Source organism: Saccharicrinis fermentans DSM 9555 = JCM 21142 (genome assembly GCF_000517085.1).
In the GTDB taxonomy this organism is placed as follows: Bacteria; Bacteroidota; Bacteroidia; order Bacteroidales; family Marinilabiliaceae; genus Saccharicrinis; species Saccharicrinis fermentans.
In genome coordinates this window covers 1168963-1189039 of record NZ_KI912107.1, presented here as the reverse complement: position 1 = coordinate 1189039, position 20077 = coordinate 1168963, and the positions used below count along the sequence as shown (strand labels likewise).

Below are 20077 nucleotides of genomic sequence, written 5' to 3'. Positions count from 1 at the left end.
AAGCCATCGGATAATTAAGCCATCAAAAAACAATATCAAGGTAATTTAGCTTCATCTAATTATAACGATTAAAACATACAATATGACATCAAAAGAAAGAGTTTTAGCAACCTTAAACAGAAAAGATGTGGATTATCCAGCCTCATGGCTTGGATTGCCTGTTCCTGCTGCCATTCCTAACCTCTATCGCTATTTCAAAGTAAACAGCATTCCGGAACTTAAAAGAAATATTAACGATGATATTTGGCCCATTGAGGTTCCATACAACAATGCGCCTTTTAATGATGTTGGCTGTGCATTGCAATTTGCTGAGCTTACAGAAGGAGGCACACAAGATGAAAGAACCCTGACTGCGCCCGGATTCTTTAGAGGTAAAACCGATCCTTCAGAAATAGATAGTTTCAACTGGCCCAATCCATCCGACTATTTGGATATTGAAAAAGCAAAACAATCTGTCGAAGAGGTATCTGATGAATATTTTAAGATGGGCATTATGTGGAGCGCACATTTTCAAGACACATGCTCTGCATTTGGCATGGAAGATGCCCTCACCACAATGATGATGTATCCAGACATGTTTCAAGCTGTTATTAACAGAATCACAGACTTCTATCTGGAATTGAATGGCCTTTTTTACGAAGCCACAAAAGGTAAGCTCGATGCGGTATTAATAGGCAACGATTTTGGCAGCCAAACCGCACTTATGGTAGATCCAGACATGTTACGTAGCTACGTTTTCCCAGGAACCAAAAAACTAATAGACCAAGCCAAAAGCTACGGATTAAAAGTAGTACACCACTCTTGCGGCTCTATTTTTCCAATTATACAAGACTTATACGACATGGGTGTGGATATCGTGCATCCTATTCAAGCCTTAGCCTCTGATATGAGTGCAGAGCACTTAAGCAAAGAATTTAAAAAAGGTGCCTTTTGCGGAGCTGTAGACGCACAAGAATTATTAGTCAATGGAACACCAGAAGATATTAAAAAACGTATTTTAGAGCTTAAAAAGCTATTTCCGACTGGCCTCATAATATCTCCCAGTCACGAAGCAATATTACCCGACATAGCACCAGAAAACATTGAAGCTTTGTTTCAAGCAGTCAAACAATAAGTTTACCAAAAATTATATACTATGATATCTACAAATCCCATTTTAGGCACAGGATTACATTCCATAGGCGGAATGTCTGCCGCCAGTTGTTACATGCCATTTGAAAAGGTAAAAAACTGGTCTTGGGGCGTTTTTTGGATCATACAATCTATTTTCGCCTGGTTAATCATGCCCTTACTCATCGGATATTTAACCGTACCTGATTTATATACAGTTATAATAAGCTCTCCTCCTGCCGCCCTATGGAGTGCATTTTTACTAGGTGCTGTCTATGGCTTTGGCGGTTTGTCATTTGGTTATGCCATCCGCAACATTGGTTATTCTCTAACTTACACAATCTCAATCGGCATTTCTGCAGTATTAGGAACCATTATACCGTTAATTATAAAAGGTGAACTAGTAGAACAATTTTCGAAAAACGGAGGTGGTATTGTATTATTAGGGATGACGGTCTCCATATTAGGGGTAGCTATGTGTGGAAGGGCAGGTTTTTTGAAAGAGCAAAACATATCCCAAAGCCAAAGTACATCGGCCTTTAACATGAAAAAGGGCCTATTGCTAACCATTATTGCAGGTGCCTTATCAGCTGTATGGGGACTTTCTCTGGAGCTTGGCCAACCTATCTCAGATATAGCTGCCCAACATGGTGCTGGACATTTTGAAGGTAATGCCAAACTTATTGTTTCAAGTTTAGGATGCTTATTGACTAATTTATGTTGGTTTATTAATTCCACCATAAAAGATGGTTCCATCAAAGCCCTTTTTAACATCAAAGAAATTGGAAAAGCAAGATATTCAAAAAACTTTATACTCTCCATCATGGCAGGTTCCATGTGGTATTTTCAATTTTTCTTTTATGGTTTAGGCCACGTTAGAATGGGAAATTTTCAGTTTGCCAGTTGGGTATTACATATGTCAATGCTTATATTTTTCAGTTATATCATTGGCGTTATCATGAAAGAATGGAAAGGTGTTAACAAAAAAACCTATACCTTACTGATTATTGCCCTATGTGTACTGGTAAGTTCATTTGTAATCATGACCTATGGCAGTTACATAGGAGAACTAAATAGTCAACATTAACAAAAATGTAATAACGGCTGTTATACATTCACCTAACAGCCGTTGTTCTTCTCTTCATCTGTGTTTATTCAAACACGATCCCTTTCAAAACCAATTCAGCAGTGGCTGGATTAGTAGCTAATGGTATATTGTGCACGTCGCAAATACGCATCAACATATTGATATCTGGTTCGTGCGGATGCTTATCTAACGGATCTCTGAAAAAGAAAACCCCTTTAACGATACCTTCTACAATTTGGGCGGCAATTTGAGCGTCACCCCCCAAGGGACCTGATTGAACCCGTTCCACCTTTAATCCGGCATTTTGGGCATGCTTACCTGTTGTACCCGTTGCTACTATTTCTATATTAGCACTATCCAATACACTTAAATTTTTATTTAAAAAAGAAACCATTTCGGCTTTTTTACCATCGTGGGCTATTACTGCTATTTTCATATGATTATAATTTGTTTTTCAGTTGCCATATGGAACTCGCCGGATAATCATCCCCCTGTGTGAGAGATTACTCTCATGGCTCGTTTCATATGATTATAATTAAATTTTCAAAGGTCATAGATACCAAATAAATGGTTTGGTTAAACAAGAAAAGGATTGTTCACCGAACAATCCTTTCTTATCAATTAAGTATTCTCATTTATTTTCTCATTCTCAAATAAATTGCCATCATAGATATTTCCGTAAATAAGGAATACTATTTATGACCTCATTACTGATAAGCGAAATACTAACTCTTTAACAGCTCTACGATTTTATTTTTAATTGTTTGAGCTGCACTATTTTTGGCGTCAAAACCAAGTGCCTTATCTGCAAGACCATCAGCTTGATCGAATTCAACTTTGGCCTTCTCTTTAATAGCATCCCATTGATCACGATTTCCTTCTGTTCTGGTATTCAAAATAGATATTCCTTTGGTGAAATATTCATTGGCTTGTTTCACATAATGCTTACCAAGCTCTTTTTTCATATAACCAATGTACTTACTATTAGGAAACTCTTCAACTCCCCCTAACAAAACTTTTTCCATCTCATCCATTTTACCCATTGATTTATAGGCCATCCCTGAATAAAACGTAGCTACATCTTCTTTATAACCTAACTCCTTGGCTTTTGCATAATACTTAAGAGACTTTTCATTATCCTTAATTTTCCTAGCACAGGTTGCTGTATTATATAACATCGCAGCATCCATATCTTCCGATTCGTCCCAAACCTTTATGGCTGCTTCAAAAGAAGCCAATGCTGTTTTATAGTCCTTGGCTTTTAATGCAGCATTACCTTCGTTTTTTAATTCGGCTGCACTTTTCTCCTCTTGCGCATAAACAGCTCCTAACATGGTGAATAACAACAGTGTTACCGATAAAATGTTCTTCATAATCTTTGTCTTTTATTGTTTTATATTACGTGTTTACGATTTATGATTTGTAAAAATAACTTTTTTTTTAAAAATCTTAACAATCGTGAAACAATTCGTACAAAAAAATACAATTTTCGTGCCTACTTTAAAAGAAAGGCTTTTAATTCCTTTAAATTTGCACTCAGGCGTGAACTCTGTGGCACACCTTTCATAAATGCCTGTAAACGTTCAGGAACGACAACTGCCCTACCTATGACGGTCTCAACCACCTCTGGAAATTTAGCCGGGTGAGCGGTTTCTAAGAAAACTCCCATTTCTCCGCTCTTTAGTTTGTTTTCTAGAGCCATGAATGCAGTTGCTCCATGCGGATCCATTACATACCTACAGCTATCATCCACACGCTTAATACCCACTCTAATTTCGTCATCGGTATAGGATAACCCCTCCACCCTAGCACTAACCAAGCTATGATCTGCATCATACAAATCCATAATACGCACAAAATTACTTGGATCACCCACGTCCATCGCATTAGCAATTGTCGATTTAGATGGAGCCGGCACATATTCTCCCGTCACTAAATATTTAGGCACAATATCATTTATATTGGTCGCTGCAATAAACTTTTTCACCGGCAGCCCCATTTCTCGTGCCACTAATCCAGCTGTTAAGTTCCCAAAATTTCCACTAGGAACACAAAATACGACATCCTCTTTGATACCCGCCTTTTTTAATTGGGCATAGGCATGATGATAATACACCGATTGAGGCAAAAGACGGGCCAGATTAATTGAATTAGCAGATGTCAGCACCAACTGATCATTAAGTTCTTGATCTAAAAATGCCTCTTTCACCATTCGCTGACAGTCATCAAACGTCCCATCCACTTCTATTGAAGTAATATTTTTACCTAAAGTAGTAAACTGCTTTTCTTGCACTTGACTAACCAGGCCTTTAGGGTACAGAACAAAAACATTTATCCCTGGTACCTCGAAAAATCCGTTGGCTACAGCACTTCCCGTATCACCAGAAGTAGCTACCAGTATATTTATTTCTTTCTCTTGGTCTTGAACAAAATAAGATAATATTCGAGCCATAAATCGGGCTCCAACATCTTTAAAAGCCAAAGTTGGTCCATGAAACAACTCCAAAGAGTAAATATTCTTACTTACAGGCACTGTTGGGATAGGAAAATTTAATGCATCCTCAACGATGGCTTTAAAAGTTTCTTCAGGTATATCCGGACAAAAGAAGGGCTTCAAGACCTCAAAACCGATCTCTGGCAAGCTTTTATTTTGAATATCGCCAAAAAATGAAGCATCCAAATGCGGAATCACCTCCGGCATAAATAGTCCTTTATCTGAAGCCAGTCCCCTTAATACAGCTTCCTTTAAACTTACCTTAACATCTGGTGAATTGGTACTATAAAATTGCATGTTTTTTATATCTTATTTGAGATGTACATCTCCATGGACAAATAGTATTTTATTTTAAAAGCAATTGCATAAATTCCGGACCATAAATAGTGCCATAAGCACCTTCTTTGGCGGCATCCTCATTATACTCCATCACTGCATCCGGCGCTTGTCCCGGCTTAACAATAAAAAATGGCACCGCATCTCTGGTATGAGTTTTCAAAGCACACGGCGTTGGATGGTCTGGTAATAGGGCAATAGTAACAGGTTCTTCTATTTTCTCGACCTCCTCAACAAGGTACTTCACCACTCTTTCATCCAAGTATTCGATGGTTTTTGTTTTTAGAACATGGTCCCCTTCATGGCCTGCTTCATCACTGGCTTCAATATGTAAAAATACGTATTGATTCTCTTTCAAGGCTTTTATAGCAGCTTCAGCTTTCCCTTCATAGTTGGTATCATACAAACCCGTTGAGCCTTTCACATGAACACCTTTTAAACCAGCATAAGCCCCCAATCCGTAGATCAAATCTACGGCAGAAATCACCACTCCAGATTCAATTCCATAAAGCTCTTTCATGGTTGGCATATCCGGTGTATTACCGGCAGACCATGGCCAAATCATATCGGCAGTACACTTTCCTGTTTCCCTTCTTTTTACATTAATAGGATGATCCTTTAGGAGTTCCTTAGATTTTTGCATTAAATCCACCACAATATCTATTGTTCCTTGTGCTTCGCCCACTTTTGCTGTTGGAAAAACATCCTTGATAGGTGTTCCTAGCGCATCATGTGGAGGAACACAGTTTATTTGATCACTGCCTCCCTTAACAACCATTAAATGACGATAACTCACACCTGGATAAAAATGCACAGTTTCAGAACCTAATTTTTCCTGAAGAAATTCCATAATCTCTTTGGCCTCTTCGGTAGATATATGACCGGATGAATGATTCAATATTTTTTCATCCTCCACAGAAATCAAGTTACATCGAAAAACCAAATCATCCAAAGATGTCTTGACACCCATCGACGCAGCCTCCAACACGCCTCTTCCCCGATAATATTTGGCAGCATCATAACCCATCACCATCATATTGGCAACTTCACTCCCGGGGTGCAATGAAGGCGGAACCGTATCTAATAGACCTGATACCCCTTTGGCACACAACATATCGATATGTGGCGTTTTAGCCGCCATTAATGGCGTTTTATTACCTAATTCCTTTAGGGGTTCATCAGAAGCCCCATCTGCTAATATTATCAAATACTTCATTTTAACCATTTTAAATCAGACAACAATAACTTTTATTTATTCACCACTTTAATTATGTCGGCAAACACTCCTGCTGCAGTTACTTCTGCTCCTGCACCATAACCTTTTATTTGCATTGGATGTTCTTTGTAATGATCAGAGTTAATCAATATAATATTGTTACTTCCTTCCAGTTCGAAAAAAGGATGTTTGTGATCAACTTCTATAAAACCTACCACCGCTTTTCCTTGTTCCAGTTTAGCGCCATATCTCAGTTTCTTACCTTGCTCTACCAATGATTTTCTATGCTCTTCAAAAACGGTATCATACTTTTTTATTTCCTGCATAAATACATCCAAAGAGCCTCCATCCATATAATTTTTCGGAACAAATGGTGTCACCTCAATATCGCTCATCTCCAAAGCATAACCTGACTCTCTGGCCAAAATAAGAATTTTACGTGCCACATCGGTACCACTCAGATCGATTCTAGGATCGGGCTCACTATATCCTAAATCTTTGGCATCCTGAATAACTTTAGACAAAGGATTATTTTCATCAACGGTATTCACTATATAATTAAGCGTTCCTGATAAAACGGCCTCCAACTTCAGTATTTTATCACCACTCATCACCAGATCCCTCAATGGAGCAATTATAGGCAAGCCTGCTCCTACATTGGTTTCAAACAAGAATTTAACACCTTTGTTCAGCGCGGTTGACTTTAATTTCTGATACAAATCATATTGAGAAGAACTAGCAATTTTATTCGCAGTCACCACTGACACATTAGAATCTAACACATCCTGATAAATGGAGGCAATTGTTTCGTTGGCAGTACAGTCCACCATTACACTATTGGCCAGGTTATAATCTACGATACGATTTTTAAAATCTTGTAAATTAGCGGTCTCTCCCAGTTCCATCAAATCGTTCAATACATTTTTTACGTCCAGTCCCTGAGGATTCAACAACATTTTACGGCTATTGGTAATTCCTGCAATTCGAATATTAAGCTTATTATCATTTATTAATTTTTCTGCTTGCGCGTTAATTTTTTCAATCAACATTTTCCCCACCGTTCCGGTACCAACCAAAAACAGATTAATCCTTGAAAATTCAGACAGAAAGAAAGCTTCATGTACCGTATTCAGTCCTTTTTTAAGATCCTTTTCTTTTACTACAAAAGAAATATTTAACTCAGAAGCGCCCTGGGCAATGGCAAAAATATTGATTCCATTTTTCCCCATACTTTCAAACAAGGTACCAGAAACACCTGTAGTTCGCTTCATATTCTCACCCACAATGGCAATAATAGCCATATTCATTTCCACAGAGATATTATTGATTTGGTTCAATACTATTTCCGCAGCAAACTCATCCTTCACTAAATCAATCGCCATATCAGCGGTTTGAGAATCAATAACCACACTAATCGAATTCTCAGAAGAAGCCTGTGAAATTAGTATAACATTAATATTCTTTTGTGCAAGCGATTTAAACAAACGCATGGCAATACCTGTAACACCGATCATTCCAAGACCTTGCACAGTAAGCAAGGATACATTTTTAATAGAAGAAATACCTTTAATCTTTTTCCCTTGCATGGGTTCCTTTTGATCATTGATCAAGGTACCTTTTGCTTCTGGATTAAAAGTATTTTTAATTAAAATCGGTATATTTTTTTTATAAACAGGCAAAATGGTAGGCGGAAAAATCACCTTCGCACCAAAGTGCGAGAGTTCCATGGCTTCGGAATAACTCAAACGATCAATACAATAGGCGCGACTAATAATTCTAGGATCAGCTGTCATAAAACCATTCACATCGGTCCATATTTCCAAAATAGAGGCATCATAGGTAGCTGCAATAATCGCCGCAGTATAATCAGAACCACCTCTGCCCAATGTAGTTACTTCCTGATTCTTATTACTAGCAATAAAACCCGAAAAAACAGCCACATTCCCCAACTCTTCCTGTATATTTTTCAAACGGGTTTCGGTGGTTTCAAAATCAACAGAATCCTTACCGAACACATTATCGGTGACAATGTAATGCTGCGATTCAAATAAGGTAGCCCCCTGTATCAGTTCCGATACAATAAAAGATGAAATCCTCTCCCCAAAACTAGCAATAATGGCCTTACTTTTGGTAGAAACTTCTTTCAACAAGAACACTCCTTTAATAATGGTACTCACTTCCTCAAAAAGCTGATCCACTTTATACTTAATAGTTTGGGCCTGATCTAAGGGAAAAAGCTCACTTATTATCTTGTAATGCTTTTCTTTTACCTCACTGGATATATCAAAACACTCCTGCTCTCCTTTCTCGGCAAGGTTGGCAGCTTTAATTAACTGATCTGTTATTCCACCAACTGCAGAAACCACTACTATGATTTGTTCCTGTTGAGATTCAACAATATTTTTAACTTTTAATATACTCTCCGAAGAACCTACGGACGTTCCCCCAAATTTTAAGACCTTCATATGATTTGAATATTGATTAACCATATTAAAAGATATGGCTTTATGTTTTATACTATTATAAAAGATGATTGCGATTGCTCAATGAACTATTTCTATGTTTACATTAGCATTCTATTAAAATGCTTTTAAAACAATTCCAGGTAGTATTTATACGAATAAACCTCCTGAAGGCAGAAGAATAATAACTAGACCCCCCAAGGGGTAATGGCTGAAGTAATATTAGAGGTAATATGGGTTAATTTATAAACCATAAGCTATAAATGCATTTTGCTTTTATTTTATAATGCAAAAATAGGGATTTATTTCAATCGACAAAATTAAAACATGACTTTTGCTATGATTTTAAGCTTTGATAACAAAAATGAATCATTTACTTACTACGGGCATACCTCATTCGTTTCTCTTTGATCCGCATCAGCCAACAAGAACTTCTATTTTTTTAGCAACACGATCATCTCATCTATTAAGCATCCCAACATATCAAACCGACTATCTAACAACATATAAGGCATTTCACATCCCTAAATTTTTGTTGCCTTTTCAAAGTTATACTTCGAGATATTTCTATAATGAGATGGAGATTCTTGAACAAAGTAATACAGACCACCCCAATTATGCTTCACTTTATAAAATATCTTTTGATACTTTCCATTTTTGATAATCACACGGGTAATAACTTTCCCCTTTAATTCATGAATTTCAATGGATTTCCCCTCAGGATAAGAATCTTGCAAGGGAGGAAAATCAAAAGGTCTTTCTTCTTTAACAATTGACTTTATAGACTTGGAAGGCACTTTTGTTGAAGTCGACAGAGCAGCTCCTTTTTGTTTAATCTCAACGCTCTTCTGATAACGAATGGCACTTTCCTCTCTTTCTTTTAATAGTGCAGCCCTTGAGCTTTTAGGTTTCGCAACAATATTCTTTTTCCAAGCTTCATATTGCGTTTTGATCTGCTTCATTTTCCGTTGAATAATCAGCTGATAATCCAGATCGTAAACAAAATCGTTATCCTCTTTTGAATATTTAATTTTTGCCACAGGACGCTTAAAAAAAGCGGTATCCACCTCTGGAAAAGTAGGAAATAATTCCACCAAAATTTCATATGGAAAGATATTACTCTTATCTACTTCCTCGGGCAACTGCGTACTAAAACTTATTATTTTACTAATATATCCCGGCTTAGAAAACCGAAATTGAAAAACACCATTCCAGGTGAGATATGTCACAAAATCACCATTCACATCCACAGGGACTCGTTTCTCAGTGCCCTCCTTACTAATAGATAGGTTCACTTTTACCGCCTTACCTTCCCTCACATAAACAGTTCCTCTAACGGGGTACAATTCTTGTCCCAGAATAGTTAAACATCCAAGTTTGAAAATTAAAAATGCAACAAAAATTGTTTTTCCCATATTAGGTAACAACATTATAGGTCGCCCTAAAATAGAAAATTATGAATGAAATACCAACAATGGTGTTGTTGAATGAAAAAGCATTTTTTTGGCAATAGATGGATTTAACAATCTTGAAATAAGACTTCGTTTAAATGTGGTAAAGGCCAAAATATCTATTTGATCAGATAAAACAAAACTCTCTACTCCCACCCAAAAGTCCTCATTCTCAATCAATCTAAAATCAAGCTCCTTACCTATTTTATTATGCTCAAAATGATCCACAAGTCCATCCATTTTCACTCTATTCACCGCAACCTTATCACTACCAGTTATATGTGCACATTTCACCACCACATCAAGTGCTTTTATGATAGTGGATAACTTTTGTATAGAACCAAAGTCACTTTCTCCAAATACCGAAAGATATCCAATGCTATTAATTTTATCCAGCCCTTCATATTTAAAACACTCCGGAACAGCTAAAACAGGAACCTTGGCTCCTTCAATTATTTCTGCAGTGACACTACCTATCAAGTCCACAGCCTTTTTATCAGCCCCTCTAGTTCCCATCACAATTAAAGATGGATTATAGTGCTCGCTAAAAGCAAGAATTTCGTGCTCGGCTATACCACGTCTTATTTCAGTACTCACATTAATAGAATGAATACCCTGATTAACAATACGTTTTTCAAGCTCTTCTTTCATAAGTCGCAATCTCTTTTCAGCCATTTCTTTCATCTCAAAACTGAGGTCATCAGAATTGACATCATACACATAGGCATCACTGAAAGGGAGTCCAGTATTCATAGGTGAGTAGTAGGCATTAAACAAGACGAGTTCTCCCCTACTTTTCGCCACCCAATCAAACGCAATATCTACTGCATTCTGAGAATACTCCGAAAAATCAACCGGAACCAATACTTTAATTCCTTCTGTGGCTTCAACCTTAACTTTATTGGTATCAAATTCAGACGCATGAATGGCGTCAAAAATAACAAGCGCTTTTTGAAAATCAACTTCTTTAATATTAACCTTTACACCCGTAGACACGGCTCCCTGAACCAAATTAATATTCTCCAGAAAGCATTCTACATCCACGTTGCCCAATAAGGTTTTAATAAGTTGTGCTTTTTCAAATGACAATGTCGCTAAGGTAATTATTTTATCTTCCATCGCTTGTTTTGTTTAGATTGTTCCCTGCGTGTTAAAGTAATAAATATTCTAAAAAATGACAACACATTTGATCACTTTTAATTCTAACCTGATCTATTCATAATTGGTCGTGATAGGCATCAAAAAAGCAATAAAAAAAATCCAAAGTAGCGGTATTTAAGTTTGCAGAAATAGCAAACTATAATGAAACAAGAAACGGACCATGCGAAATATTTATCACACGTTAGTATACTTAACTTCGGCGAGTTTTATATGTTTAAAAATTAGCGAAACCATACTAAGCCATGCTGAATTCAATCATCGCTGAAAGTCCAATTATTTGGGTTGTCCATGTCGGTTTCATAAGACAATAAATAGGTCGCGTACCATAATACAACCCAATTATTCCGGCCGCTTGTATTTATTCCAGAAACCTTCATTTTTATCGTCTCCATTATAATATTGTCGTCCAGTAATACGATTATCATAGGCTTCCACCTCCACAACTTTCAAATAAACAGCCGTTTCCTGTCCATTGCTTTCCTCCTGTAGATATTGCACCGAGTTTAAGGCCAGCTTACCATCCTTCCTTTTATAATGCGTTTCGACCTTATATTTCAATGGTGTTGCATTTTCCTTACTAACATAAAAACTATTTCCATGACGAGATGCACCTATCCGCGTTGCTTCAAAGCTATTTTTTAATACCTTATTATTTTCTTGCGTCACCCATATTTTCCCTTTATACGTTGTTAATTGTGGATCTCCAGCATTTTGAACATCTGGCTTTTGGCAATCATACGAAAGCACCCACACAGAATCACCATCCAGCGCCGTTTCTCCCTCCACATTTACCTCAAAATCGTTCATTGATTCCACCGATAGTATGTTACCAGGATTACGCACGATATCCCAGCTTATCAAATCATCCATAAAAGTAAGGCCCTCCTTTAATAAAGCTACTTTTCTATGTGGATTATTTTGTACGATACGGTAATGGATATTTTGGTAGGCCTCAGCAAATGACCGTTCACCATATCCTTTACTATCTGTCAACAATACGATGGCTTCATCCATGAATGATTTACCATTCATATTTGTTACGGTACGCATATAGCACCGATAAGTATATGGTTGTACGATATAATTATCAGTAATCAGATGGGCCGCAGTACGGATAATCCCGTACCCAATCTTAGACTTCGCCGCTACATTTATCTCCGATATACCATAATTTACCGGTGCCAACTGTATCATTAATCCATCCTTTTTCGACCATTCTCTAACCTGATATACTTTTGATTTATAGCCAACTGCAGAAATACTGATTTGTTTTTCCAGCAAAGCTTCCGATAATTTAATCTCAAAATTTCCATCCATATCTGAGGCTGTTCCCAAATAAGTACCCTCAATACCAATATTTGCAAATTCAACAGCAGCTCCCGTTTCTGCATTAATAACCGTACCTGTAACGGTAAAATTTTGCGCAGTTAAAACCTTACCAATAATAAACAATAAAATAAAAGACAGACTGTATTTCATTACATTTCTATTCATCACATATAATTTTAATGCTTAAAAGTAAGAATAATACCGATTTGTTGATGATGATGTCTTTAAATTTATGAAGGAAATGATTAAAAACTTTGCTATTTTTGGAATCATAAAAAAACAGGATACTTATGAGAACTGTATTATTACTTACTGTAAGCACCATACTATTAAACAGTTGTGTAGTTTCTAAAAAGAAATACGAAGCATGCTTAGCTGAAAAATCAAAGCTAAACGAAGAGTTAAGTGCGAGCCTTAGCGAGAATAAGACCTTACAATCCAGAATAAAAACCAACGTATCGGATTTTGAATTGATGAAAAGCGAGTTACACTTAAGTAATGCAGTGAAGTCGGACGAAATTAGTGACTTATTGGTTAAGGTAACACAACTCACTGACAGCAATAAAGCACTTGAAAATAAACTAGAGGAGACTGTTAAACTATATCAGTCGCAGAAGCAATCCACCCAAACCACAGTAGAAGAACTCAAGAGTTTACGTTCCGACAACATCAAACTCAAAAGAGATACTGCCAGCATTAAATATGCATTAAAACTATCCAAAGAGAGATTTTCCAAACTCGAATACGAACTTACCCTTCAAAAAGAAAAGTACAATGCAGTAAGCAGTAGCAACCGTCAATTAACCAAAGAGATGGAAGTAAACAAGCAAAAACTACTCTCTTTTGAACAGCAATTGGTTAAAAACAAGCAAAAGATGGAGATCATCTCCTCCTCTTTAATAGAACTAAGAAAGGAGATGTTATCAGCCAAATCAAATAATAAAATCATAGATCCCAACAAGAACAAGCACATTGACAAAATGGCCAAAGAACTAGGTCACTATTAAAATTATTATTAACATATAATACAACAAGACACAGGTTGGCAAGGACGGGCATTGAGTCAAACATAGGCAAACTATACATCATTAAAATAGCAAAATGGTTTATGCTGACCATGCCTATTTTGATGCTGTTTTATAAGGATATGGGATTCTCTGACAGAGAATCATTTCAACTAAAGGCTTTTTACTCCATAGCCATCGTTATTTTTGAAATTCCATCAGGATATGTAGCAGATGTTATCGGTCGAAGAAAGACCTTGATATTCGGATCGATACTGGGAACGCTAGGTTTTTTGGTTTATGCCACAACATCGGGATATTACTGGTTTCTCTTGGCTGAAGTGACCCTGGGTATAGGACAAAGTTTTGTTTCCGGAGCTGATTCAGCTATTATGTACGATTCCCTTAAAAGTGTAGGGCGAGAAAAAGAGTATGTAAAATACGAAGGACGGAACTTTACGGTAGGTAATTACTCAGAGGCCCTGGCAGGTATCATAGGTGGTTCTTTGGCAGCAATACATATACGATATCCCTTTATTTTTCAAACAGGCATTGCATTTATGGCCGTTCCTGCGTCCATCATGTTGATTGAACCCATCAGGAGTGGCATTAGAAAGAAGCCCGGAATAAAAGATATATGGAGCATCGTATGGTATGCCACAATAAAAAATGCCAAACTAAGGTATAATCTACTTTATTCAAGCATCCTAGGTACAGCAACGCTAACCATGGCTTGGATGTATCAATTATACCTCAACGACATCGGTTTTTCTGAATATGCCATCGGAGCCACCCACACTGTTCTCAACTTAATTGTAGGAACAACAACACTCTTTGCCTATAAAATTGAGGCAAGACTTAAACCCCAAATGACCATCTGGCTAACATCCATCATTATTACAGGTAGTTATATTCTTTCTGGATTTATGGAGTCAGCCTGGATCTTGATTATTCTGGGTATATTTTATTTTAGTAGAGGAATAGCCACGCCCGTTTTGAAAGATTATATCAATCGAATTACTGCTGACGATATGCGGGCTACCGTATTATCTATTCGAAGTCTGATCATCAGAGCTTTTTTTGCAATTATTGCGCCAGTGGTAGGCTTTTTATCCGACACCTATGACCGTTCTTTCTCATTAAAGGTCATCGGTATCGTATTTACAATATTAGTCGGATCCTCCATTTTTTTGTTTCTCCGATCGTTAGAATCAGAAAAACCAACCTAAATTTCCAATACTAAATTGTCATATGCCAGCTGTATTCCCGGGGGTAATAAGGGGTTTTCTTCTGCATATAGGCCCAATTGATGCGACATATGTGTCACCAAGCCCATTTCTGGCTTGGCCTTCTGCAACACCTCTACAGCTTCGCTTAAACAATAATGAGAAATATGAGGTTCCTTCCTAACCGCATTCAAGGCAATCACCTTTGAACCCTTAACTTTATTGAGTGATTCATCAGAAATATAATTAAAATCTGTCAAATAAGAAAAGTCACCAATACGAAAACCTAGCACAGGTAAATTCATATGCATACCCCGAATGGGAATAACATGAACACCATTTATTTGAAAGGGTTTTTCGTCAATGACATTCAAGTTAATCTTAGGAACACCAGGATAAGGTTTAGGATCAAAAGCATAAGAAAACTCAACTTTTAATGCAGACAATACTCTTTTTTCGGCAAAAACATTCACCGGACTTTGCGTCACCCAGTTAAAAGCTCTTACATCATCCAATCCTGCCGTATGGTCTTTATGCTCATGAGTAAACAGAATACCATCCAATTTACGAACATCATTCACCAACATCTGCTGCCTGAAGTCAGGACCCGAATCAATAACAATATGAGTTCCATTTACTTCAATCAAAACAGATGATCGCAGTCGTTTATCATGCAAATCTAATGATTTACAGACTGCACATTGACAAGCTATCACAGGCACCCCCTGCGAAGTTCCGGTACCAAGAAAAGTTATTTTCAAAACAATTGCATTAATTTACAGGATAAAAAACACAAGAACTGCCTTTTACCAATGGAGATAATTTATGAATTCAAAGATAGTAATTGACCGCCTCATTTTAAACATAAAACAGGTTAAAACATCCAAACAATAACACAATATCTCAGAAGTGAATGATAAATAAAACAGTAACAGCGACCAAGGAAAAAAAAGACATACATAAAATGTAATAAATATTAGCAAATATTTTCTTGACCATTTTGGGAGAGCATCCTCCAACAACAATAATATTTTGTAGAGGAAAAATTACTCAATAAATTTGTACAAAAGAATGCTTACTTTGCCACGGGCAGCAACTTTTTTTTTTTATGAAAGGGAAAAATAATATAGGTAATAAAAATAAATCACTATTCTGGTTCTCATTAGACAATGCGGCAAAGATATTTCCCGCCATTCGCACGCAAGAGCACACAACGGTTTTACGGTGCACTGCCGTTTTACACCACAGAATAGCTATCCGGTACCTACTGGAAGCTGTTTCACTGGCAGAGAAAAGATTTCCCTATTACCAAGTAAGTTTACACCATGGCATCTTTTGGTATTACCTTGAAGAAACAAAAAGGCCTTTCACCCTAGCTCCAGACACCGGACTTCCCTGTCAAGCATTTAATAAGCATGATACCAACGCTCATTTACTCCGAATCCTTGTTTACAAGAACCGGTTAAGTATAGAATGTTCACATATACTCACCGATGGATATGGTGCTTCTCAATTTTTGATTTGGATTCTTGACACTTATCACTCCTTAAAGCATTCAGATACCATAGATAAAACGAAACTAGGCCTCGATAAACAATTACTGGAAGCAGAAACAGAAGATGCCTATTCAAGATACTTTAAGGATAATATTCCTTTTGCCGCACGGCTGTCAAAATCATTTCACCTGCCCTACAAATTAAATAAGAAACCTAGGTTTGATGTATTGGTGGCGATACTCAATATGCAAGAAATAAAACACAAATCTGCACAAAAAGGAGTCAGCATCACCGAATATCTCATTGCTGTTCAACTGTTTGCTCTACAACAGATAGCCACCCATAAAAACACATCAAAGAAAAGAGTCATTCGAATTCAAGTACCAATCAATCTTCGGAATATATACCCTTCGAAGACGATGCGTAATTTTTCACTATTTGTAATGCCTGAAATTGACACTCGTTTGGGAATATATTCATTTGATGAAATCTTAAAGATAGTATATCACAAGATGAGATTAGAGACCGATGAAAAATTAATCAGTAAAATAATTTCACGCAATGTTGGAGGTGAAAAAAAAATGCTTGTCCGTGGTATCCCGCTGATATTAAAAAATTTGTTTCTACGTTATAAATATTATACCGAAGGTGCATATCAATATTGCAGCGTTATCAGTAACTTAGGTAAAATAAAGGTTCCGGACAAGCTAAAGGATAAAATTGACTATTTTGTTATCACGCCTCCTCCCCCCAACAAAAAACTAAAAATCAATTGCGGAGTAGCAGGTTTTCACGACAAATTGGTTCTTAGCTTTGGTAATATCACACGCTCTAAAGAACTAGAGCGATATTTTCTAAGTTTCCTGACTAAAGAAGGTATGCACGTTCAGATCAAAAAACTAAGTGATTTATGAAATATTGTACAAATTGCGGAGTAGAATTAGACCCAAGCATGGACAGTTGTCCTTTATGCCATGATCTAAGTAATAAAAAAAGCTCCTTGGCAGAATCCCAAGAAACCAATACATCATTCACCTCCTCTCATGGAAAAAAAGAAAAAGAGAACCAAGTAAAAACAACACCAGAAAAACAGCTAAATAGAAAGCTTTTTTGGGAATTAACGGTCATTGTTTTACTATCAGCTACCATTATCACATTTTTAATTGATTTATTAACCAGCCAACATATTTCATGGTCTAAGTATACTGCAATAATATGTTTTGTTTTGTTTATAAACAGCAGTTTATTAAGCTTTTTCCGACATCAATCCTTAACGCTAACCCTGGGTAGTTTTGCTTCCCTATCGTTCTTAATATTGGCCATAGATTATCTGGGAAATGCAACCGGGTGGAGCTTTAAAGCAGGTATTCCACTTCTTTTGTTACTATACCTGTTTTTTCTTTGCTCCATTTTATTCATCAAAAAACTCAAAGAAAAAGGAATCAATATTATTGCTCTTATACTATCTTTGGCCAGTATCATATGCATGGCAGTTGAAATTCTTTTGGATTATTATTCTGGCCAAAAAATCACCATGGGCTGGAGCATATACGTGATCTCTTCAGGCATTCCCATTTCTGGCATTTTATTGTTTGTACATTATCGCATGAAAAAAGGACGAGAACTCAAACGCTTGTTTCACCTATAGAATTAGAATGATAAAAACAGAAGTCAAAAACGATCACAACAATGCCGTATTGAATGCACACACAAACAAGAAAAGCAGAAACAATAGGCAACAAAATAAGACTTAATGATCCAATTGCTTTTGTCTAAATTCAGATGGCGTAAGATCGGTATGCTTGCGAAAATACTTAACAAAATTTGTAGGTTCATCATACCCCAATGCAAAGGTAATTTCTTTGATAGACTGATGACTGTGTACCAACAATCGTTTAGCTTCTAATATAACCCGCTCATCAATGATTTGCTTAGGCGTCTTATCCAACAAAGTTGTAGTAGCTTTATGTAACTGTTTATCAGAAATATTTAATGCCGCGGCATAATTTTTAACAGACCTGTCTTTTTTAAAATTTTGTTCCAGCAAGTCCTTAAAAAGAACAACACAATCCAGGTGAAAACTAGGTTTCTGCTCCTTAAATCCTTGCTTTCGCATTTCCCGCTCTGCCTGTAACAAAAACACGTACAACATATTATGCAGAATATAATATTGGGCAGCATCAGCACTGCGTTTGAATTCCTTCTCCATAAAATCAATACAAAGGTGCAACTCCGAAGGGTTCGAATTTAACTTAATGGTTACAATATCATACCAATCGCTAAACAAAATACTACTATGCAAAAACAACATATCATGGTTATTTTTACTAAAAAAACTATCCGTAAAAATAATTACTTTTCCTTGATAAGCACCTTTTTTATCAAACAGGTTCACACAATTATTCGGCACAAAAATAATCATATTATCCTCCAAGTCCACGGGCTTAAAATCTACATAATGAGTACCCTTTCCTTTTTCAATCCAAAGAATATGATAAAACTGAGCCCTATGCGGTACAGTCATCAATTCATTTTTAACACTCAGGATACTTGATAAATCCAAGATTTCAAATTCATGGTTCAAACCATCTTTAAACGGATATTTTTTTATGGCATCACTCATTTATCTAATATACATTTAATTGTCATATAAAACTCACCGTCATTATAACTATTGGTCAAGTGTTCACTTCGTCGATCTCACGATACATATGACATATTTTACCTAAGGCCCACAAAAGTATAAAATATAGGATCTCCCGAATCACAGCAGAAGAATATTTCAAATTTTTCTTTCCCATCAATACCCACCATCCTCTTCATTTTGTATACTTTTGCCAGAAACATAAAAACTCAAGATGGAATATACCAAAGTAAAATTTAAGATATCGCCTATTTCGGAGCTTGCCCAAGAAATACTCATGGCTGAGTTGGCACAATTTGCCTTTGACAGTTTTGAAGAAACAGAATACGGTTTAAATGCATATATCCCCACCCATCAATACCATCTAGAAGAAGTAAAGAGCATTCAATTATTGAACAACAAGGAATATAGCATCAGCTTTGATGCAGAAAACATACCCGATCAGAACTGGAATGAGACCTGGGAGAAAAATTATTTCAACCCCATTGTTATTGACAAGCGATGTGTGGTTAAAAGTCCTTTTCACACGAATGTACCTACATCTGAATATGAGATATTAATCGAACCTAAAATGGCCTTTGGCACAGGCCATCACGAAACTACTGGTTTAATGATAAAGCATATTTTAGAGATGGATATTGCGGGCAAATCTATTTTGGATATGGGATGCGGAACTGGGATACTCGGCATATTAGCAGCTCAGAAAAAAGCCAAAAAAGTTCTTGGTATTGACATCGAAGAATGGGCCTATAACAATGTAAGGGACAATATCAAAATGAACCATATTGATCAAATGGAAGTACAATGCGGCAACGCCTCATTATTAGACAAAGAAACATTTGATATCATAATGGCTAATATCAACCGCAACATACTATTAAACGATATCAGTAAATACGTAAAAGTATTGAACAAAGGTGGCATATTACTATTAAGCGGATTTTACCAAAGTGATATAGAAATCATAGAAAAAGAATGTAATGTTCATAACTTGGTAAAAAAATCAGTAAAGGAAGATAACCAATGGGTAGCCCTTGCGTATATAAAGGCTGATTAATCTT

Annotated in this window: 17 protein-coding genes; 7 read left to right on the top strand and 10 right to left on the bottom strand. The window is 36.5% G+C overall.

Going from position 1 to position 20077, the window contains the following annotated elements:
* Positions 1-82: 82 nt before the first annotated feature.
* Together CYTFE_RS0104845 and CYTFE_RS0104840 are read left to right on the top strand one after the other, a co-directional pair.
* On the top strand, positions 83-1114 hold the full coding sequence (locus tag CYTFE_RS0104845; protein ID WP_027470898.1) for a uroporphyrinogen decarboxylase family protein: 1032 nt from the start codon (positions 83-85) through the stop codon (positions 1112-1114).
* A gap of 21 nt (positions 1115-1135) precedes the next feature.
* Positions 1136-2197 carry an L-rhamnose/proton symporter RhaT gene (locus tag CYTFE_RS0104840; protein WP_044213052.1) on the top strand — a complete coding sequence of 354 codons (1062 nt, stop codon included), beginning with the start codon at positions 1136-1138 and terminating at the stop codon, positions 2195-2197.
* Positions 2198-2261: 64 nt separating this feature from the next.
* Here the strand turns inward: CYTFE_RS0104840 and CYTFE_RS0104835 are convergent, their stop codons facing one another.
* The 8 genes from CYTFE_RS0104835 to CYTFE_RS0104800 form a co-directional block, all read right to left on the bottom strand.
* The gene (locus CYTFE_RS0104835; protein ID WP_027470896.1) at positions 2262-2633 is read right to left on the bottom strand and encodes a methylglyoxal synthase; all 372 of its coding nucleotides are present in this window, start codon (positions 2631-2633) and stop codon (positions 2262-2264) included.
* A 289-nt stretch (positions 2634-2922) separates the two neighbouring features.
* Positions 2923-3570 carry a tetratricopeptide repeat protein gene (locus tag CYTFE_RS0104830; protein ID WP_027470895.1) on the bottom strand — a complete coding sequence of 216 codons (648 nt, stop codon included), beginning with the start codon at positions 3568-3570 and terminating at the stop codon, positions 2923-2925.
* Between the two features lie 122 nt (positions 3571-3692).
* Positions 3693-4988 (bottom strand): threonine synthase, encoded by a 1296-nt coding sequence (thrC, locus tag CYTFE_RS0104825; RefSeq protein WP_027470894.1) that lies wholly within the window; start codon positions 4986-4988, stop codon positions 3693-3695.
* 49 nt (positions 4989-5037) lie between these two features.
* Positions 5038-6243 (bottom strand): cofactor-independent phosphoglycerate mutase, encoded by a 1206-nt coding sequence (locus tag CYTFE_RS0104820; protein WP_027470893.1) that lies wholly within the window; start codon positions 6241-6243, stop codon positions 5038-5040.
* 32 nt (positions 6244-6275) lie between these two features.
* Positions 6276-8708 (bottom strand): bifunctional aspartate kinase/homoserine dehydrogenase I, encoded by a 2433-nt coding sequence (gene thrA / locus CYTFE_RS0104815; RefSeq protein WP_027470892.1) that lies wholly within the window; start codon positions 8706-8708, stop codon positions 6276-6278.
* Between the two features lie 521 nt (positions 8709-9229).
* Positions 9230-10120 (bottom strand): hypothetical protein, encoded by an 891-nt coding sequence (locus CYTFE_RS0104810; RefSeq protein ID WP_152541757.1) that lies wholly within the window; start codon positions 10118-10120, stop codon positions 9230-9232.
* Between the two features lie 39 nt (positions 10121-10159).
* The gene (locus tag CYTFE_RS0104805) at positions 10160-11275 is read right to left on the bottom strand and encodes a universal stress protein (RefSeq protein ID WP_027470890.1); all 1116 of its coding nucleotides are present in this window, start codon (positions 11273-11275) and stop codon (positions 10160-10162) included.
* Positions 11276-11656: 381 nt separating this feature from the next.
* Positions 11657-12811, bottom strand: coding sequence for a carboxypeptidase-like regulatory domain-containing protein (locus tag CYTFE_RS0104800; protein WP_027470889.1), 1155 nt, complete (start codon positions 12809-12811; stop codon positions 11657-11659).
* 125 nt (positions 12812-12936) lie between these two features.
* On the opposite strand from CYTFE_RS0104800, the gene CYTFE_RS0104795 reads away from it, so the two are divergent.
* Together CYTFE_RS0104795 and CYTFE_RS0104790 are read left to right on the top strand one after the other, a co-directional pair.
* Positions 12937-13653, top strand: coding sequence for a hypothetical protein (locus CYTFE_RS0104795; protein ID WP_027470888.1), 717 nt, complete (start codon positions 12937-12939; stop codon positions 13651-13653).
* 35 nt (positions 13654-13688) lie between these two features.
* Positions 13689-14879, top strand: a complete 1191-nt coding sequence (locus CYTFE_RS0104790) for an MFS transporter (protein ID WP_235208165.1) — start codon at positions 13689-13691, stop codon at positions 14877-14879.
* On the opposite strand, the gene CYTFE_RS0104785 is transcribed toward CYTFE_RS0104790, so the two are convergent.
* Entirely contained in the window at positions 14876-15637 is a 762-nt protein-coding gene (locus CYTFE_RS0104785; RefSeq protein ID WP_027470886.1) for an MBL fold metallo-hydrolase, read from the bottom strand. The genes CYTFE_RS0104790 and CYTFE_RS0104785 overlap by 4 nt on opposite strands.
* Positions 15638-15984: 347 nt before the next feature.
* On the opposite strand from CYTFE_RS0104785, the gene CYTFE_RS0104780 reads away from it, so the two are divergent.
* A complete protein-coding gene (locus CYTFE_RS0104780; protein ID WP_044262578.1) occupies positions 15985-17286 on the top strand; it encodes a hypothetical protein in 1302 nt (433 codons plus the stop codon).
* Positions 17283-18020, top strand: coding sequence for a DUF6320 domain-containing protein (locus CYTFE_RS0104775; RefSeq protein WP_044262576.1), 738 nt, complete (start codon positions 17283-17285; stop codon positions 18018-18020). The genes CYTFE_RS0104780 and CYTFE_RS0104775 overlap by 4 nt, the downstream gene beginning before the upstream one ends.
* A 102-nt stretch (positions 18021-18122) precedes the next feature.
* Here CYTFE_RS0104775 and CYTFE_RS0104770 read toward each other — a convergent pair whose 3' ends face one another.
* Complete coding sequence (locus CYTFE_RS0104770) at positions 18123-18995, bottom strand: AraC family transcriptional regulator (protein ID WP_027470883.1); 873 nt, start codon at positions 18993-18995, stop codon at positions 18123-18125.
* Positions 18996-19230: 235 nt separating this feature from the next.
* On the opposite strand from CYTFE_RS0104770, the gene prmA reads away from it, so the two are divergent.
* Positions 19231-20073: a 50S ribosomal protein L11 methyltransferase gene (gene prmA / locus CYTFE_RS0104760; protein WP_027470882.1), complete on the top strand. Its 843-nt coding sequence runs from the start codon at positions 19231-19233 to the stop codon at positions 20071-20073.
* Positions 20074-20077 lie beyond the last annotated feature (4 nt).

What these genes read in the sequence shown, in the direction of transcription:
- CYTFE_RS0104805 (WP_027470890.1), bottom strand. Translation starts at nt 11,275, where the DNA reads ATGGAAGATAAAATAATTACCTTAGCGACATTGTCATTTGAAAAAGCA.
- CYTFE_RS0104800 (WP_027470889.1), bottom strand. Translation starts at nt 12,811, where the DNA reads ATGAATAGAAATGTAATGAAATACAGTCTGTCTTTTATTTTATTGTTT.
- prmA (WP_027470882.1), top strand. Translation starts at nt 19,231, where the DNA reads ATGGAATATACCAAAGTAAAATTTAAGATATCGCCTATTTCGGAGCTT.
- thrA (WP_027470892.1), bottom strand. Translation starts at nt 8,708, where the DNA reads ATGAAGGTCTTAAAATTTGGGGGAACGTCCGTAGGTTCTTCGGAGAGT.
- CYTFE_RS0104840 (WP_044213052.1), top strand. Translation starts at nt 1,136, where the DNA reads ATGATATCTACAAATCCCATTTTAGGCACAGGATTACATTCCATAGGC.
- CYTFE_RS0104770 (WP_027470883.1), bottom strand. Translation starts at nt 18,995, where the DNA reads ATGAGTGATGCCATAAAAAAATATCCGTTTAAAGATGGTTTGAACCAT.
- CYTFE_RS0104845 (WP_027470898.1), top strand. Translation starts at nt 83, where the DNA reads ATGACATCAAAAGAAAGAGTTTTAGCAACCTTAAACAGAAAAGATGTG.
- thrC (WP_027470894.1), bottom strand. Translation starts at nt 4,988, where the DNA reads ATGCAATTTTATAGTACCAATTCACCAGATGTTAAGGTAAGTTTAAAG.
- CYTFE_RS0104835 (WP_027470896.1), bottom strand. Translation starts at nt 2,633, where the DNA reads ATGAAAATAGCAGTAATAGCCCACGATGGTAAAAAAGCCGAAATGGTT.
- CYTFE_RS0104830 (WP_027470895.1), bottom strand. Translation starts at nt 3,570, where the DNA reads ATGAAGAACATTTTATCGGTAACACTGTTGTTATTCACCATGTTAGGA.
- CYTFE_RS0104810 (WP_152541757.1), bottom strand. Translation starts at nt 10,120, where the DNA reads ATGGGAAAAACAATTTTTGTTGCATTTTTAATTTTCAAACTTGGATGT.
- CYTFE_RS0104775 (WP_044262576.1), top strand. Translation starts at nt 17,283, where the DNA reads ATGAAATATTGTACAAATTGCGGAGTAGAATTAGACCCAAGCATGGAC.
- CYTFE_RS0104780 (WP_044262578.1), top strand. Translation starts at nt 15,985, where the DNA reads ATGAAAGGGAAAAATAATATAGGTAATAAAAATAAATCACTATTCTGG.
- CYTFE_RS0104820 (WP_027470893.1), bottom strand. Translation starts at nt 6,243, where the DNA reads ATGAAGTATTTGATAATATTAGCAGATGGGGCTTCTGATGAACCCCTA.
- CYTFE_RS0104795 (WP_027470888.1), top strand. Translation starts at nt 12,937, where the DNA reads ATGAGAACTGTATTATTACTTACTGTAAGCACCATACTATTAAACAGT.